This is a genomic window from Niastella yeongjuensis (assembly GCF_900110245.1).
In the GTDB taxonomy this organism is placed as follows: Bacteria; Bacteroidota; Bacteroidia; order Chitinophagales; family Chitinophagaceae; genus Niastella; species Niastella yeongjuensis.
Window position 1 is genome coordinate 115,099 of record NZ_FOCZ01000018.1, and the last position, 15,772, is coordinate 130,870.

The 15,772-nt window shown below is 43.4% G+C and carries 25 protein-coding genes; 1 reads left to right on the forward strand and 24 read right to left on the reverse strand.

Annotation, left to right across the window (positions count from 1 at the left end):
* The first annotated feature begins 82 nt into the window (after positions 1-82).
* Entirely contained in the window at positions 83-559 is a 477-nt protein-coding gene (locus BMX95_RS30860; protein ID WP_081198374.1) for a DinB family protein, read from the forward strand.
* 44 nt (positions 560-603) lie between these two features.
* On the opposite strand, the gene BMX95_RS30865 is transcribed toward BMX95_RS30860, so the two are convergent.
* The 24 genes from BMX95_RS30865 to rpsJ all read right to left on the reverse strand — a co-directional run bounded on the left by BMX95_RS30865 (position 604) and on the right by rpsJ (position 15,127).
* The gene (locus tag BMX95_RS30865; RefSeq protein ID WP_242673030.1) at positions 604-1,830 is read right to left on the reverse strand and encodes a BaiN/RdsA family NAD(P)/FAD-dependent oxidoreductase; all 1,227 of its coding nucleotides are present in this window, start codon (positions 1,828-1,830) and stop codon (positions 604-606) included.
* 84 nt (positions 1,831-1,914) lie between these two features.
* Entirely contained in the window at positions 1,915-2,715 is an 801-nt protein-coding gene (gene map / locus BMX95_RS30870) for a type I methionyl aminopeptidase (protein ID WP_081198372.1), read from the reverse strand.
* Between the two features lie 78 nt (positions 2,716-2,793).
* Entirely contained in the window at positions 2,794-4,125 is a 1,332-nt protein-coding gene (gene secY / locus BMX95_RS30875; protein ID WP_081198371.1) for a preprotein translocase subunit SecY, read from the reverse strand.
* Between the two features lie 78 nt (positions 4,126-4,203).
* On the reverse strand, positions 4,204-4,653 hold the full coding sequence (rplO, locus tag BMX95_RS30880; protein ID WP_081198370.1) for a 50S ribosomal protein L15: 450 nt from the start codon (positions 4,651-4,653) through the stop codon (positions 4,204-4,206).
* 160 nt (positions 4,654-4,813) lie between these two features.
* Positions 4,814-4,996: a 50S ribosomal protein L30 gene (gene rpmD / locus BMX95_RS30885; protein ID WP_081198369.1), complete on the reverse strand. Its 183-nt coding sequence runs from the start codon at positions 4,994-4,996 to the stop codon at positions 4,814-4,816.
* 104 nt (positions 4,997-5,100) lie between these two features.
* Positions 5,101-5,619, reverse strand: coding sequence for a 30S ribosomal protein S5 (gene rpsE, locus BMX95_RS30890; RefSeq protein ID WP_014220834.1), 519 nt, complete (start codon positions 5,617-5,619; stop codon positions 5,101-5,103).
* Positions 5,620-5,662: 43 nt separating this feature from the next.
* The gene (gene rplR / locus BMX95_RS30895) at positions 5,663-6,016 is read right to left on the reverse strand and encodes a 50S ribosomal protein L18 (protein WP_081198368.1); all 354 of its coding nucleotides are present in this window, start codon (positions 6,014-6,016) and stop codon (positions 5,663-5,665) included.
* A gap of 104 nt (positions 6,017-6,120) precedes the next feature.
* Positions 6,121-6,675: a 50S ribosomal protein L6 gene (gene rplF / locus BMX95_RS30900; RefSeq protein ID WP_081198367.1), complete on the reverse strand. Its 555-nt coding sequence runs from the start codon at positions 6,673-6,675 to the stop codon at positions 6,121-6,123.
* Between the two features lie 108 nt (positions 6,676-6,783).
* Entirely contained in the window at positions 6,784-7,182 is a 399-nt protein-coding gene (rpsH, locus tag BMX95_RS30905) for a 30S ribosomal protein S8 (RefSeq protein ID WP_081198366.1), read from the reverse strand.
* Positions 7,183-7,289: 107 nt separating this feature from the next.
* Positions 7,290-7,559, reverse strand: coding sequence for a 30S ribosomal protein S14 (rpsN, locus tag BMX95_RS30910; protein WP_081198365.1), 270 nt, complete (start codon positions 7,557-7,559; stop codon positions 7,290-7,292).
* A 65-nt stretch (positions 7,560-7,624) separates the two neighbouring features.
* Positions 7,625-8,194 carry a 50S ribosomal protein L5 gene (gene rplE, locus BMX95_RS30915; protein ID WP_081198364.1) on the reverse strand — a complete coding sequence of 190 codons (570 nt, stop codon included), beginning with the start codon at positions 8,192-8,194 and terminating at the stop codon, positions 7,625-7,627.
* 65 nt (positions 8,195-8,259) lie between these two features.
* A complete protein-coding gene (gene rplX / locus BMX95_RS30920) occupies positions 8,260-8,598 on the reverse strand; it encodes a 50S ribosomal protein L24 (protein WP_081198363.1) in 339 nt (112 codons plus the stop codon).
* Positions 8,599-8,706: 108 nt separating this feature from the next.
* Positions 8,707-9,075: a 50S ribosomal protein L14 gene (gene rplN, locus BMX95_RS30925; protein WP_081198362.1), complete on the reverse strand. Its 369-nt coding sequence runs from the start codon at positions 9,073-9,075 to the stop codon at positions 8,707-8,709.
* A 119-nt stretch (positions 9,076-9,194) separates the two neighbouring features.
* Positions 9,195-9,452 carry a 30S ribosomal protein S17 gene (rpsQ, locus tag BMX95_RS30930; protein ID WP_081198361.1) on the reverse strand — a complete coding sequence of 86 codons (258 nt, stop codon included), beginning with the start codon at positions 9,450-9,452 and terminating at the stop codon, positions 9,195-9,197.
* An 83-nt stretch (positions 9,453-9,535) separates the two neighbouring features.
* On the reverse strand, positions 9,536-9,745 hold the full coding sequence (rpmC, locus tag BMX95_RS30935; protein ID WP_014220843.1) for a 50S ribosomal protein L29: 210 nt from the start codon (positions 9,743-9,745) through the stop codon (positions 9,536-9,538).
* A 59-nt stretch (positions 9,746-9,804) separates the two neighbouring features.
* A complete protein-coding gene (gene rplP, locus BMX95_RS30940; protein WP_081198360.1) occupies positions 9,805-10,224 on the reverse strand; it encodes a 50S ribosomal protein L16 in 420 nt (139 codons plus the stop codon).
* Positions 10,225-10,278: 54 nt separating this feature from the next.
* A complete protein-coding gene (gene rpsC / locus BMX95_RS30945; RefSeq protein ID WP_081198359.1) occupies positions 10,279-11,100 on the reverse strand; it encodes a 30S ribosomal protein S3 in 822 nt (273 codons plus the stop codon).
* 27 nt (positions 11,101-11,127) lie between these two features.
* Positions 11,128-11,469 (reverse strand): 50S ribosomal protein L22, encoded by a 342-nt coding sequence (gene rplV / locus BMX95_RS30950; protein WP_014220846.1) that lies wholly within the window; start codon positions 11,467-11,469, stop codon positions 11,128-11,130.
* A 55-nt stretch (positions 11,470-11,524) separates the two neighbouring features.
* Positions 11,525-11,797 (reverse strand): 30S ribosomal protein S19, encoded by a 273-nt coding sequence (gene rpsS, locus BMX95_RS30955; protein ID WP_081198358.1) that lies wholly within the window; start codon positions 11,795-11,797, stop codon positions 11,525-11,527.
* A 45-nt stretch (positions 11,798-11,842) separates the two neighbouring features.
* Positions 11,843-12,682, reverse strand: a complete 840-nt coding sequence (gene rplB / locus BMX95_RS30960; RefSeq protein WP_081198357.1) for a 50S ribosomal protein L2 — start codon at positions 12,680-12,682, stop codon at positions 11,843-11,845.
* Between the two features lie 91 nt (positions 12,683-12,773).
* Positions 12,774-13,073: a 50S ribosomal protein L23 gene (gene rplW, locus BMX95_RS30965; RefSeq protein WP_081198356.1), complete on the reverse strand. Its 300-nt coding sequence runs from the start codon at positions 13,071-13,073 to the stop codon at positions 12,774-12,776.
* Positions 13,074-13,099: 26 nt separating this feature from the next.
* On the reverse strand, positions 13,100-13,732 hold the full coding sequence (gene rplD / locus BMX95_RS30970) for a 50S ribosomal protein L4 (protein WP_081198355.1): 633 nt from the start codon (positions 13,730-13,732) through the stop codon (positions 13,100-13,102).
* Between the two features lie 59 nt (positions 13,733-13,791).
* A complete protein-coding gene (gene rplC, locus BMX95_RS30975; RefSeq protein WP_081198354.1) occupies positions 13,792-14,409 on the reverse strand; it encodes a 50S ribosomal protein L3 in 618 nt (205 codons plus the stop codon).
* 412 nt (positions 14,410-14,821) lie between these two features.
* Entirely contained in the window at positions 14,822-15,127 is a 306-nt protein-coding gene (gene rpsJ, locus BMX95_RS30980; RefSeq protein WP_014220852.1) for a 30S ribosomal protein S10, read from the reverse strand.
* Positions 15,128-15,772 lie beyond the last annotated feature (645 nt).

Genomic DNA, 15,772 nt, shown 5'->3' on the forward strand with positions numbered 1-15,772 from the left:
AAATTATTTTTTTGTGCTCCTATTCAGACAGGCAATATTTCTTTTTACTTTTATCGAAAATTATTTCAACTGACTATTTGTTATGATTACACCAGTTTTGATCACATTATTTGAGCGGGACCTGAATAAACTGACTGAAGAAATTACCCAATACCCTGACGACAGCAGCCTTTGGGTAGTAAAAGATGGTATCAAGAACAGCGGCGGCAACCTGTGTTTACATTGTACCGGCAGCCTGCAACATTTTATTGGCGCTGTACTGGGTGATTCGGGCTACATACGGAACCGGGAGGCAGAATTCAACTTGAAAAATATCAGCAAACACAAGCTGTTAAATGAAATAGAAAATGCTAAAGTAGCAGTTAAGGATGCATTGGAACAAACCAGTAAAAAAGAACTGGAGAAGAATTATCCACTGCCCATTAATGGCGAAACAGTAACAACTGAGTATTTATTGTTGCACATGCTCACCCATTTGAACTACCACATCGGGCAAATCACTTATCACAGAAGGTTATTGGGTTTCCCGCAGGAACAAGAGCAGGAGCAAGCTAAATAATTTAAATAAACCAGGAAGCCGTGGTCCCGACCTTGCGTCGGGGCTTACTTCCCTTCCAATTCCCCGGCAATTGCTTTGGCCGCAATGTAGCCACTCGTCCAGGCATGCTGAAAATTAAACCCGCCTGTAATACCATCTACATCCAGTATTTCACCAGCGAAATATAAATGGGGTACCACCTTGCTTTGCATCGTGTTGGCATCAACTTCCGATAACTGAATACCACCCGCTGTTACAAACTCTTCTTTAAAGGTTGTTTTTCCCTGCACTTTGAATTCCTGTGCGCAACAATTTGCTATCAGTTTATTCTGCTCCTTCGCAGGCAGATCGGCCCAGCGTTTGTCTTCATCGATGCCTGAAAGCTGTAGTAAATACTGCCACAACCGCTGCGGCAGGTTAAAGGGATTTCTGTTGCCAATTTTTTGGGAAGCTATATCGAAACGCAGTTGTTGTAAATACTCGCGTAAGGTTTGTTCATTGTATTCTGGCAGCCAGTTTACCATAATGGTAAATTGCCAGTTGCCCATAGCCAGTTCCCGGGCACCCCATGCCGATAGCCGCAATACCCCCGGTCCGCTCAAACCCCAATGGGTGATCAGCAACGGTCCTTTGGCAGTTAAATTACTGCCGGTGATCTTTATGGCCGCCTGCGGCACCGACACCCCCATTAATTGTGTTATGGCGTTACCAGGCATATTAAACGTAAACAGGGAGGGAACCGGTTCTGCAATGGAATGGCCTAACTGCTGCAACCAGCTGAATTGAGAAAGCTTGTGATAACCACCACAGGCAATAACCACGAAGTCAGATGTAAGAATTCGGAAGTCAGATAGCTCAAGAGTGAAAGGTCTTTGCGTACTATTTTCTGCCTCGTCCAATTTCTTACCTCCTGCCTCATCCTTCTTACCTCCTACCTCATACTTCATACTTTTCACATCGGCCATCATCCTGATCTCAACCCCATACTTATTCGCTTCCCGCATCAAACAATCAATAATGGTTTGGGAAGAATTGGTAACCGGGAACATCCGTCCATCCTCTTCTGTTTTCAACGACACGCCCCTGTCGGCATACCACTGAATAGTATCGGTTGTAAAGAATTGATGAAACGTTTTTTTTAGAAAATTGGCACCACGCGGATAATTGCGCACCATATCGGAGATAGAAAAACAGGAATGGGTAACGTTACAACGGCCACCCCCGGATACTTTTACTTTTGAAAGCAGTTTACCCGTTTTTTCAAGCAGGATCACTTCGAGAGCAGGATGCATACGGGCAGCGTTCACCGCACAAAAAAATCCAGCTGCCCCGCCTCCTATAACTACCAGTCTTTTTATTGTGTCACTCACTTATTCCTAATCCTTGGTATGTAAATTGGGATTGGTTTTCTCCACCGCTTCAATAATGCTGTAATCACTCAGGATATCAGCTTTTCCTTTCCGCACACATACATCATGTTCAAAGTGAACAGAGGGTTTGTGATCAATCGTCCGCACCGTCCAGCCATCTTCTTCGGTATACACATCTTTCTTACCCATGTTGATCATAGGCTCAATGGCCAGCACCAGTCCTTCGCGCAATACCGGGCCTGTACCTTTACGGCCATAGTTAGGCACCTGCGGATCTTCGTGCAGTGACCTTCCCAGGCCATGCCCTACCAGTTCACGCACAACCCCATACCCATGCTTTTTTTCGGTATGTTCCTGAATGGCGTAAGCGATGTCGCCAATGCGATTGCCGGCTACAGCTTTTTCAATGCCCTTATATAAGGATTCTTTGGTGATCTTTATCAGCTTCATCACCTCGTCACCGGGGTCGCCAATTGCAAATGTATAGGCATGGTCACCATGGTAACCGTTTTTATAAGTGCCAATATCAACAGATATAATATCCCCTTCTTTCAATTCACCAGTACCGGGGAATCCATGCACCACTACATCGTTTACCGAAATACAAGAGTTGAATGGATAACCTTTATAATTAAGAAAAGTTGGTTCCGCCTGGTGATCCCGAATAAACTCCCCAATTACTTTATCCAAAGAAAGTGTAGTGATGCCCGGTTTTAGGATGCCGGCAATATGGGCCAGTGTTTTACTTACCAGTAAAGCGCTTTCCCGCATCAATGCAATTTCTGCTTCCGTTTTATAATAGATCATTTCACTAATTTATATTAAAACAAAACCTGACAACTATTAACATAAGCTGTCAGGTTTTTGTTGCTGAGAAATATTTTATCAGATAGAAGAAGCCGGAGTTACCTGTTGGCGGCCCTGAATTCTTCCACTCTTCATCAAGCCATCGTACTGACGCATCAGCAATTGGGTTTCTATCTGCTGAAGGGTATCCAGAATTACACCTACCATGATCAGCAGGGATGTACCTCCAAAGAAAGAAGAGAACGATTGTTGTACGCTCATTCTTTGAGCGAAACCTGGTAATATACCAACCAGGGCAAGCAATACTGCACCCGGGAAGGTGATCTTATCCATTACAGCACCGATGTAATCGGCTGTAGGCTGACCGGGTTTTACACCGGGGATAAATCCGTTATTACGTTTCAGGTCGTCGGCAATTTGTTTCGGGTTAAAGATCAATGCGGTATACAGGAAGGTAAAACCAATTACCATCACTGCATAGATGATCATATACCAGAAGTTGCTATGATTACCAAACACGGCAGCCAGACCTTTTGTTGAATCGAAATTGCTCAACAGGGTTGGCAGGAACATGATGGCCTGGGCAAAGATGATAGGCATTACACCGGCGCTGTTCACCTTTAAAGGCAGGAACTGGCGGGCGCCACCAAACTGGCGGTTACCTACAATTTGCTTGGCATATTGAACAGGCACTTTACGAACACCCTGGATCAGGATGATCAGGCCCATGATAATAGCAACCAGGATAGCTACTTCAATTACGAAGATCAACAGACCGCCACCGCCTCTGTTTGAGCGGGCGCTCCATTCTTGCCACAGTGATTGAGGGAAGCGGGCAAGGATACCCACCATGATAATCACTGAGCTACCGTTTCCTAAACCTTTATCGGTGATCTTTTCACCCAGCCACATTACAAACAGAGTACCTGCAGTAAGGATGACGGTGGTAGAAACCCAGAAGAAAGGTTTATAAGACTCGATCATAGCCTGGGCGTTGGTAGTATTCAGGAATGCTACGTAGGCGCTGGCTTGCAAAATGGTTACCAGTACGGTGAGGTAACGGGTGTATTGGTTAATCTTTTTACGACCGCTGTCGCCTTCCTTTTGCAATTTCTGAAAAGGAGGATACAGGATGGTCATCAATTGAATGAAAATTGATGCGGAGATGTACGGCATGATACCTAATGCCAGAATGGAAGCCTGGTGAAAGGCGCCGCCGGCAAAGGCATCGATCAGTCCAAGGATACCGCCACCAGCCTGATTAACGGTGATTTTGTCGGGGTCGATACCGGGCAGAACAATGTGAGTTCCTAAACGGTAAACGGCTATCAGGACAATGGTCACCAGAATTTTACTCCTCAGTTCGTCAATGCCCCAGATATTCTTAAGTGTTTGTATAAACTTTTTCACGGATTTACCAAGATTTTTAGATTTCCCTCAAAGAAAAAAGACGCATTGGTTGAATGCGTCTATGCAAGTTACACAAAATTACTTTACAATTTCCACTGAACCGCCAGCTGCTTCTACCGCCTGTTTAGCTTTTTCGCTAATTGCGCTTACTTTGAAAGCTACCTTGCTCTTCAGTTCACCGTTACCTAATATTTTTATTTTATCTGTTTGACCTGCCAGACCCCACTCTCTTAATGATTCGTGAGAGATTTCTGTCAGTTCATATTTTTCTATCAGATGATCGATTTGACCCAGGTTAAACACTTTATATTCAACACGGAATGGGTTCTTGAAACCACGTTTTGGCAAACGACGCTGAATGGGCATCTGACCACCTTCGTGCGCATTTTTACGTTGGTAACCAGCACGGCTCTGACCACCTTTGTTACCTTTCGTAGAAGTTCCACCTTTACCGGAAGCTTCACCACGACCTAAACGTTTTTCTCTGTGCGTTGCGCCTTTGGCAGGCCTTAATTCATGTAATTTCATTGTAATTGATTTTTACTTACGGGGAATCGCCCCTCGCATTTTTAAAAATGTAATAATTCGCTACAAAACGCCGCGAAAATAATGATTTACTAACATCAAAAGCAATCAAATCTTTTAGAAATGACTGCTTTTTATTAGAAATTTTGGCTAATAAGTGTTTTTATGCCAGCTCTTCAACAGTAATCAGGTGGGTTACTTTTCGAACCATGCCCAAAATTTGAGGAGTAGCTTCTACTTCTTTCGAAGCATTTGTCTTATTCAAACCCAAAGCCTGTAAAGTCAGTTTCTGACGCTCGGGTCTGTCAATAGGACTTTTTACTAAAGTGATTTTAATCTTTTTCATAACCCCAATCTCTGCCAACCGGCAAAGGAAGATTTTTAGTTGAAAATTATTTTTATAGCGGATCCCCTGCTCTCCTCTCCGCCAACTGGCGGATCGGGGGTGAATTATCCGTTAAATACTTTCTTCAGGTTCAGTTTACGTTGACGGGCAACAGTAACCGGCTCACGCAATAAAGCTAATGATTTGAAAGTAGCTTTTACCACGTTGTGCGGGTTAGCAGAACCCAGTGATTTTGCCAGAACGTCGGTGATACCGGCGCTTTCCAGCACAGCACGCATACTACCTCCGGCGATCACACCAGTACCATGAGCGGCTGGTTTGATCAATACTTTGGCAGCACCTTCTTTCGCCCATTGGTCGTGGGGAATAGTTCCGTGCATGATAGGCACTTTAATCAGGTTCTTTTTGGCGTCTTCGATACCTTTGGTAATTGCTTCCTGTACTTCTTTAGCTTTTCCCAGACCATGACCTACAACACCATTTCCGTTACCTACCACCACCAGGGCAGAGAAACTGAAAGCGCGACCACCTTTGGTTGTTTTTACCACGCGGTTAATAGCCACCACCTTCTCTTTCAGTTCGATATCACCGGCTTTAACCCTGTTTAAATTAACTTTTGCCATTATTTCTATTTGAAATTATCGGAATTGTAAAATGTGAATTGTCTTAAAATTCTAATCCGCCTTCACGTGCACCTTCAGCAACCGCTTTTACACGGCCATGGTACAGGTTACCACCGCGGTCGAAAACGATCTTTGAAAGACCCAGCTCTTTTGCTTTACGGGCAACAGCCTGGCCAACCAGTTTGCTTTTTTCAACTTTGGTTCCTTTCTGCGCACTGATATCCTTATCACGTGAAGAGGCAGCAGCCAGAGTAAACCCCTTGGTGTCATCGATCAGCTGAGCGTAGATGTCGCTGTTGCTGCGAAAAATAGCCAGTCTTGGTTTCTCGGCAGTACCGGCAACCTTTTTACGGATGCGGTAGCGGATCTTCTGCCTTTGTTCTAATTTGGTATTCATTGCTTTTATTTTGTGTTCCCCGATACTGCCGGAGAGCTAATTTGAGAATTTGAAAATTGGCCAATGTGCTAATGAGTTGCCTCATTAGCACATTAACCCATTGATTATTTACCGGCTGCTTTACCAGCTTTACGACGAATAACTTCGCCAACGTATTTAACACCTTTTCCTTTGTATGGCTCAGGTTTACGTAAGCTGCGTAATTTAGCGGCAACCTGTCCCAGTAATTGTTTGTCAATACCTTCCAGGGTAATTTTGGGGTTCTCCCCTTTTTCCTGTTGGGTAGCTACTTTCAATTCTTTGGGAATTTCGAACAAAATATTGTGAGAGTAACCGAGCGACAAGTCGAGCATGTTACCCTGATTGCTTGCTTTATAACCCACACCCACTAATTCCAGTTTCTTTGTGTAACCCTCAGTAACACCTTTTACCATGTTGGCAACCAGTGCGCGGTACAAACCGTGCATAGCACGGTGACGGATCTGGTCTGTTGGGCGGGTGAATAATACTTCACCGTTTTCAACTGTTACTTTGATATCGCGATCGATTTCTTGTTTCAATTCGCCTTTAGGACCTTTAACAGTGATTACATTTTCTGAACTTACAGTGATGTTTACACCGTTTGCAACTGTTACAGGCTTCTTACCTATACGTGACATAACTTAATAATTTAAAGTTTGTTATATAAATCCCGTTCGCCTAACCGGTCAGCTCCTATAGGTTAAGAGCTTAATGTATTAAGGAACTTCCCCCTTTGGGGTTGGGTATTAGTAGATGTAGCAAAGAACTTCGCCGCCAACGTTCTGGCTTTTGGCTTGTTTGTCGGTCATTACACCATGAGAAGTGCTCACGATAGCAACACCCAGACCATTTTTTACTCTTTTGAATTCAGCAGGGCTGGCGTACTGACGCAGACCAGGACGGCTAACTCTTTCCAGAGATTTGATAGCAGGCTCTTTACTTTGAGGATCGTACTTCAAGGCTATTTTGATAAGACCTTGTTTGTTATCATCCTCAAATTTGTATTTCAGAATGTATCCCTGATCGTACAATATTTCAGTAATACGTTTTTTCAGATTAGAAGCCGGGATCTCAACAATCCGGTGTCCAGCCATCTGTGCATTACGAACTCTTGTCAGGTAATCTGCTATGGGATCAGTAACCATGTGTATTTTAAGTTAATTCAGTTTTACAATTTTATTCAAGAGTAGTTCCTGATTACAGGCTTGCTCTCATGTCTTGTGAGGCTTTCCCGATAGTATCGGGATTTGCCTTACCAGGATGCTTTTCTTACACCCGGGATTTTGCCATTCAACGCCATTTCACGGAACGTAACACGACTTAAACCAAAGTAACGGATGTATCCTTTGGGACGACCGGTTATCTGGCAACGGTTTTTCAGACGAACTGTAGAAGAATTCTTCGGCAATTCATCCAGCGCTTTCCAATCACCGGCAGCTTTCAGGGCAGCACGCTTTTCAGCATGTTGCGCTACCATACGTTCTCTTTTCCTTTGTCTGGCTTTAACTGACTCTTTAGCCATAATTTATTTTACGTTTTGAGATTTCTAAATGTATAGATGAATCCCGATGGTTATCGGGATGTTTCTTAATCTTTTTTAGCTCCTTTGAACGGCATGCCCAACTCTTTCAACAGCTCATACGCTTCTTCATTGGTTTGGGCAGTAGTTACAAACGTAATATCCATACCGGTGATCTTGTTCACCTTGTCGATGTCGATCTCAGGGAAAATGATCTGCTCGGTAACGCCTAAAGTATAGTTGCCACGGCCATCAAATGCTTTTTCATTGATCCCTTTGAAGTCACGTACACGGGGTAATGAAGTAGCGATCAGCCTGTCGAGGAACTCATACATTTTGGTACCACGTAAAGTTACGCGGGCACCGATAGGCATGTTCTTACGCAATTTAAAGTTTGAAATGTCTTTTTTAGACATTGTCGGAATTGCTTTCTGACCAGAAATGTTTGTCAGCTCTTCAATAGCTACATCCACGAGCTTTTTATCAGAAACGGCACCGTTCACACCACGGTTGATACAGATCTTCTCCAATTTGGGGCACTGCATCACCGTACCATAACTAAAACGTTTCATTAAAGCAGGTACAACTTCTTTTTTGTACTTATCTGCCAGCCTGGGAGTATATTTTGTTGTAGACATCTTATTTAGCTTAGCGTGTATGTTTCATGCGCGGGGCACTCAGCATAACACAATTGATAATCGAATTATTTAATTGCTTCACCAGTTTCTTTAGAAATACGCACCAGTTTACCGTTCTCACGGCTGCGTTTTATTTTTACACCAGAACCGGCTTTGGCATCCCACAACATCACATTGGAAATGTGAATAGCAGCTTCTTTCTTTACGATACCGCCACGGGTGTTACGAGCCGAAGGTTTGGTATGGCGGGTAACGATGTTAACGCCTTCAACCAGCACACGGCTTTTTTCTGGAAATACTTCCAAAACTTTGCGGGGCTTTTTAGCGTCTTTATCATCACCGGCAATAACTACTACGGTGTCGCCTTTTTTAATATTAAACTTAGGTTTGAATCTGTTGCTCATTTTATTTAAGCTTAACGCGAAACGGATACCAGTTAAGGAAAACGCAACGCTGTTTACAAGTTATATTATTGTCCAAAGGCATTCAACGCAGCCTTTGGCGTTTTACTCTTAAAGTACTTCAGGTGCCAAAGAAATGATCTTCATGTAACCTTTATCACGCAACTCTCTGGCAACTGGTCCGAAGATACGGGTACCGCGAGGCTCATCAGACTGATTCAACAACACTACTGCATTGTCATCAAAACGGATATAAGATCCGTCTTTGCGGCGTAATTTATTCTTGGTGCGAACAATTACCGCTTTGACAACTGTACCTTTTTTAATACCACCGGCAGGAATAGCATCCTTTACGGTTACTACAATTTTATCGCCTATTTTGGCGTAATCCTGGCCGCTGTTTCCCAGTACACGGATACACAGTACTTCCTTGGCGCCACTGTTATCAGCTACATTTAATCTAGACTCTTGCTGAATCATTGTTTTAGCTTTTAGCTCTCAGCCTTTAGCCCCTACATTATCGGGACCACCAGCGATGATTAAAAATTTATTTGAAATCGTCGTTGGCTTACAGCTAACCGCTTACAGCCAACAGCTTATTACTTCGCCTTTTCTACAACTTCTACCAGTCTCCACCGTTTAGTTTTGCTCAGGGGGCGGGTTTCCATGATACGTACAGTATCGCCTATAGTGCACTCATTTTTTTCGTCATGAGCATGGAATTTGGTAGTCTTTTTTACGAACTTACCATAAATAGGGTGTTTTACTCTTCTTTCAACAGAAACAGTAACGGTTTTTTCCATTCTGTTGCTGGTAACAACCCCGATTCTCGTTTTACGCAAATTTCTATCGAGCATTATAATAAATTTGATAATTTGGTAATTAGCTAATGTGATAATTTAAACCAACTAGCGTATTAGCACATTGGCTAATTAGCACATTATTTTGCCAGTTCCTTGTTTCTTAATTCTGTTTTTAAACGAGCCACATCTCTGCGCAGGTCACGGATGCTCATTGGGTTCTCCAGAGGAGAAATTGCATGAGCGAACTCCAGCTTTTTCAAGCGCAGTTCATCTTCCTGAATACGGGCTTTCAGATCATCCGCACTCATTTCCTTCACGCTCTTATTGAAATCTATTTTCTTTGACATTATTCTTTATTTGAAAATTGATAATTAGCGCATCCCGACTTTAGCAGGGATCCAGCCTATTATGCACTATAGTCGCGTCTTACGATGAACTTGGTTTTGATTGGCAGTTTTTGTGCCGCCAGTTCCAGTGCCTCTTTTGCTACCTGTTCAGTAACACCATCACATTCGAAGATGATACGACCTGGTTCCACTACTGCAGCCCAGAATTCAGGGTTACCTTTACCTTTACCCATACGTACTTCAAGTGGCTTGCGGGTAATTGGTTTGTCAGGAAATATGCGGATCCAAACATTACCTTCACGCTTCATAGCGCGGGTCAAAGCCTGGCGGGCAGCTTCGATCTGACGATTTGTTAACCAGATAGCTTCCTGGGATTTTAAAGCGAAAGAACCAAATGCGATGGTAGTACCACGCTTTGCTACTTCGCGGATACGGCCCTTCTGCGCTTTCCGGTGTTTCGTCCTTTTTGGCTGTAACATTTATCTAAAATTTGAAAATTTGAAAATTGGTTAATTTGAAGGTTGCCTTTCAAATTAGTCTTGTTGTCTGTTTCTGTCACCACCTCTGCGATCTCCACCACCACCGTGATGTCTTCTGTCGCCACCACCTCTTCTGTCACCACCACCACGATGACCGCGGTTTTCACCACCTTCACCTTCTCTTCTGTCTCTTCTGTCGTTCACATCGCTCTTACCACCAACGAGGTTCGGGTTCAGATCTCTTTTACCCAGTACTTCACCTTTACAGATCCATACTTTGATACCGATTTTACCATAAACAGTTAACGCGAATACGTTAGCATAGTCGATATCCATACGCAGGGTATGCAATGGGGTACGACCCTGTTTGATTTCTTCGGTACGGGCAATTTCAGCACCACCCAAACGACCGCTGATTTTTATTTTGATACCTTCAGCACCCATGCGCAGTGCAGAAGCGATAGCCATTTTAATGGCGCGTTTGTAGTTGATACGGTTTTCGATCTGACGGGCGATGGTATCACCTACGATCATAGCGTCCAACTCGGGGCGACGAATTTCAAGAATGTTGATCTGCACATCTTCTTTACCAGTCAATTTCTTCAACTCTTCTTTAATGCGATCAACCTCATTCCCACCTTTACCTATGATAATACCAGGCTTTGAAGTGTGAATGGTAACAATCAGTTTATTCAGCGTGCGCTCAATAACTATTTTAGAGATACCACCTTTATTGATACGGGCATTCAAGTAAGTTCTGATCTTGTTATCCTCGATCAACTTGGTAGAAAAATCTTTTTTGTTACCATACCAGTTAGATTCCCAACCGCGGATAATCCCCAACCTGGCACCAATAGGATTCGTTTTCTGACCCATTTATTATAATTTGAAAATTTGAGCTAATTATTTAACATCAACGATTATAGTTACGTGGTTGCTACGCTTGCGAAGGCGATAAGCACGGCCTTGCGGTGCGGGCAACATTCTCTTCAAAGTACGGGCGCCGTCAACAAAGATCGTTTTCACTTTTAAACCGGCATCAGCAGCGCTTTGTCCTTCGTTCTTTTGCTCCCAGTTATTAATGGCGCTCTTTAATAATTTAAGCAGCGGGGTGGCAGAGTGTTGAGGATGAAATTCCAGCAACGCTAATGCTTTTTCCACGTCAACACCACGTATTTCATCAGCCAGCAAACGCATTCTGCGGGGTGATGTGGGATAGTTTCTAAGTTTTGCTACAGCTTCCATTTTTATTATTTCTGATTTCTGATCCCGGGTCCTTCAACCCGGAAATTTGAAATTATTAACCAACTTTTTTACTAGAGTGTCCTTTGAACTGGCGTGTAGGTGCAAACTCGCCCAGCTTATGACCAACCATGAACTCGGTTACATATACTGGTATGAATTTGTTGCCATTGTGCACAGCAAAAGTGTGGCCTACAAAATCCGGAGTAATGGTAGAACGACGGCTCCAGGTTTTGATCACACCTTTCTTCGCTTTGCCATCATTAATACCCAGTACTTTATTCTCCAAATTGGAGGCTACGTAAGGACCTTTTTTAATTGAACGAGCCATATCTAAGATTTGATTCTGTTAGTTTGAAAATTTGATACTCAACAATTACTTGGCTAATTTTTTACCGTTCTTACGTTGAATGATCAACTTGTCGCTTCCTTTACCTCTTTGACGGGTCTTCAGACCTTTGGCGTATTTACCGGTTCTGGAGCGTGGGTGACCACCTGAAGATTTACCTTCACCACCACCCATTGGGTGATCTACAGGGTTCATCGCTACACCACGGTTGCGAGGACGGATACCTCTCCAACGGTTACGACCAGCTTTACCCATCATTTCCAGGTTGTGGTCACCGTTACTTACTACACCTACAGTAGCGTAGCAGTTGATGAGGATCTTTCTCAATTCGCCAGAAGGCATTTTCAATACAGCGTATTTCTCTTCTTTGTTGGCCAGTTGAGCTGATGTACCGGCACTGCGTACCAGCTTACCACCCTGACCAGGCTGCATTTCAATGTTGTGAATGTTGGTACCCAGTGGCATGTTCTTCATTTGAAGAGCATTACCAACTTCAGGAGCTACCGCGTCGCCACTAACAATAGTGCCGCCAACCTGTAAGCCCTGGGGTGCCAGGATATATCTTTTTTCACCGTCTTTGTAATTGATCAAAGCAATAAACGCTGTACGGTTTGGATCGTATTCAATAGAGGCTACAGTGCCTTCGATGTTCTTTTTGTTACGTTTGAAGTCGATGATACGGAACATCTTCTTGTTACCGCCACCGATATAACGCATAGATCTTCTACCCTGAGCATTACGACCACCTGTTTTGCTAATTTTTTCAACCAGCGTTTTTTCAGGCTCGTTAGTTGTGATTTCAGCGTACGCATTTCCGATTCTCCAACGCGTACCGGCTGTAATCGGTTTGTATTTTTTCAGTGCCATGTTTTCTTCTTATAATATCGTTATAAAATCTTTTGTCAATTCTTTGCGGCGATTGACTCGCCATTCTTTATCCTAACGCTAACGGTCAGGATTAGATGTTAGCGTACAGGTCGATGGTCTCTCCCTCTGCTACTTTTACATACGCTTTTTTGTAAGCTGGCTTTACACCGGAAATAAAGCCCGATTTAGTGAACCGGTTCTTTGCTTTTCCAGGCACCACCACCGTATTTACCTCTGTTACGTTTACACCGTAAAAGCTTTCAACTGCTTTTTTAATTTCCAGTTTGTTCGCTTTGCGGTTTACACGAAAAGCAAAAGTTCTTTTAGCATCAGACAGCTTGTTGCTTTTTTCGGTAACGATTGGTTTTATTAATACTTCTGCGAGTTTCATAATAACGTTTTTGAAAATTTGATGAATTACGCTTCTACACCTTCTTCACTGAACAATTTTGCAGTGGTTTCAGTAAACAACAATACATCGGCATTCACGATATCGTATGTATTGATATCAGCGAACTGAATACCCAATGCATTTGGAATGTTACGAACACTCTTCTGCAGGTTCTCGTTATACTCAGGTAAAATCACCAATGCTTTTTTATTGTCGATCTTCAGGGCAGTCATGATCTCAACAAACTGCTTTGTTTTAGGAGTAGCCAGGTTGATGTCTTCAACCACCACGATAGCGTTTTCTTTCGCTTTAAAAGACAGCGCGCTGATTTTAGCGAGGTCTTTTACTTTACGGTTCAGTTTGAAATCGTAATCGCGGGGCTTAGGTCCAAAAATGGTACCACCACCTTTAAACAACGGGTTACGAATGTTACCTTTACGGCTACCACCAGTACCCTTCTGACGGTGCAATTTTTTGCTGGAACCTTTAACTTCCAAACGGGTTTTCACTTTGTGCGTACCTTGACGTTGTGCAGCTAAATATTGCTTTACAGCCAGGTAAACCACGTGGTTGTTCGGCTCTGCTCCGAAGATATCATCGGCTAAATCAACAGAACGACCGGTTTTTGCACCCTTTATACTTAAAACATCTACTTGCATCGTACTTTATATTTAAGATTACCTCCCAACTGCGTCAGGATAAATCTGCAATAACAAAATTATTTTTGAATGTATACTATCGCACCATTGTGGCCAGGAACTGATCCGTTAACCAGGATGTAGTTCTTGTCAGGGAATACTTTCAGGATCTTCAGGCTCTTTACTTTCACGCGGTCCTGACCCATACGGCCGGCCATACGCATACCTTTGAATACGCGAGAGGCATCCGATGAGTTACCAATTGAACCCGGAGCACGTTGACGGTCGTGTTGGCCGTGGCTTTGTTCGCCCACACCACTAAATCCGTGACGTTTAACAACACCCTGAAAACCTTTACCCTTGGTAGTACCTACAACGTCAACTTTTTCGCCTTCAGCGAAAATGTCAACAGTGATAGCATCACCTAAACTCTTTTCAGTAAAATAATTGCGGAATTCTTTAACAAATTTCTTTGCGGCTGTATTGGCCTTAGCGAAGTGATTCTTTTCAGCAGCGATAGTGTGCTTTTCATTCTTGTCACCGTAAGCTATCTGGATAGCGTTGTATCCGTCTGTTTCGGTAGTTTTTACCTGGGTCACAATACAGGGACCTGCTTCAATGATGGTGCAGGCAGTTTGCTTGCCATCCTGACTGAAGATGCTGGTCATCCCGATCTTTTTACCAATGATTCCTTTCATCGTTGTTCGGTTTGTGCCCTCGTGGTTAAAGAGACAATTGCGTCTATGATTGTAGAACTGAGGAGTTCTTACTACACTTTCCCGATGGGATCGGGAAGGCACAACCATGAGCAACTTCAATCTCCGTTTGCTACCGACCTTTTCCGTTTTAATAATTCCGGGTTTAACCCGCTGAATCATTTTGGAAGTACCAGTAGTAAACTAACCTCGAAGGGCTAGTTCATATTTTAAAAAGTTATTAATCTAATCTGTTTAGGCGTATTCAGGCAATTACCCTCCTACTCCCAATTAGCTCACCCAGCGCTGTTTTATCTGTCCCGTTATGAACAAAGTTTACAGATGGGATTGAAAGAACTTTATGAAAAAACCCTGTCAGGATTTTTAGAACCCTGACAGGGTTCGTACAATGCTATCAAGCTTTGATCTCTACTTCAACACCACTGGGTAAGTCTAACTTACTCAGCGCATCTACTGTACGGCTGCTAGAAGTATAAATATCTAATAACCGCTTGTGTGTGCACAACTGGAACTGCTCACGACTTTTCTTATTCACGTGGGGTGAACGCAATACGGTGAATATCTTTTTACGTGTAGGTAAAGGAATAGGACCTGTTACCACAGCACCTGTGCTGCGCACGGTTTTTACGATTTTCTCGGCAGATTTGTCCACCAGATTGTGATCGTAAGACTGTAATTTTATTCTGATTCGCTGAGACATATTGCAAAACCCAATTTTTCCAATGGGGATGCAAAGGTAGGGGTTGTTAAGTACTGAGCAAAAGAATTCTCAATTATTTTTGCCCGAAAGGCCAAAAAAGTAGAAAAAACCCGCTTTTTCCTCCGTTTCAGGGGACCAATTTCCCGATTTGGGGCTCTTCCCGTGGCCAGTTTTCCGATTTCCAGTCAGGTCCAGGCGAAGCCGGGGGCGGCATTCCAGGTCCGAATACATATTATCAACACGGCAAGTCTCCATCCGGTTCACCCCCACCCCCACTTTTTAATTTTCAACACCTGAACGATGCGTGAACCTGGCCTCATCCATGTGTGCTCCATGTGTCAAATATGTTGCCTCTCCAATGAAACACACATGGTTGACACATGGATCACACATGGATGACATTATAAACACCTGACTTATAATTAATTATAACTTTTTTGAAGTCGTTTCTATTTCGCAAACAATTGATAGTCAAAACATACGGATGCCTTCTCACTCCCACAAACCCACCCCCGCCCCTCCCAGGAGGGGATCCCTATCAACGTGTCAACGTATCAACCTCCCCTGTTACCTTTCCATTTCTGCCTTCTGCCCTCCGCCCTCCGCCCTCTGCCCTCTGCCTTCTGCCCTCTGCCTTCTGCCCTC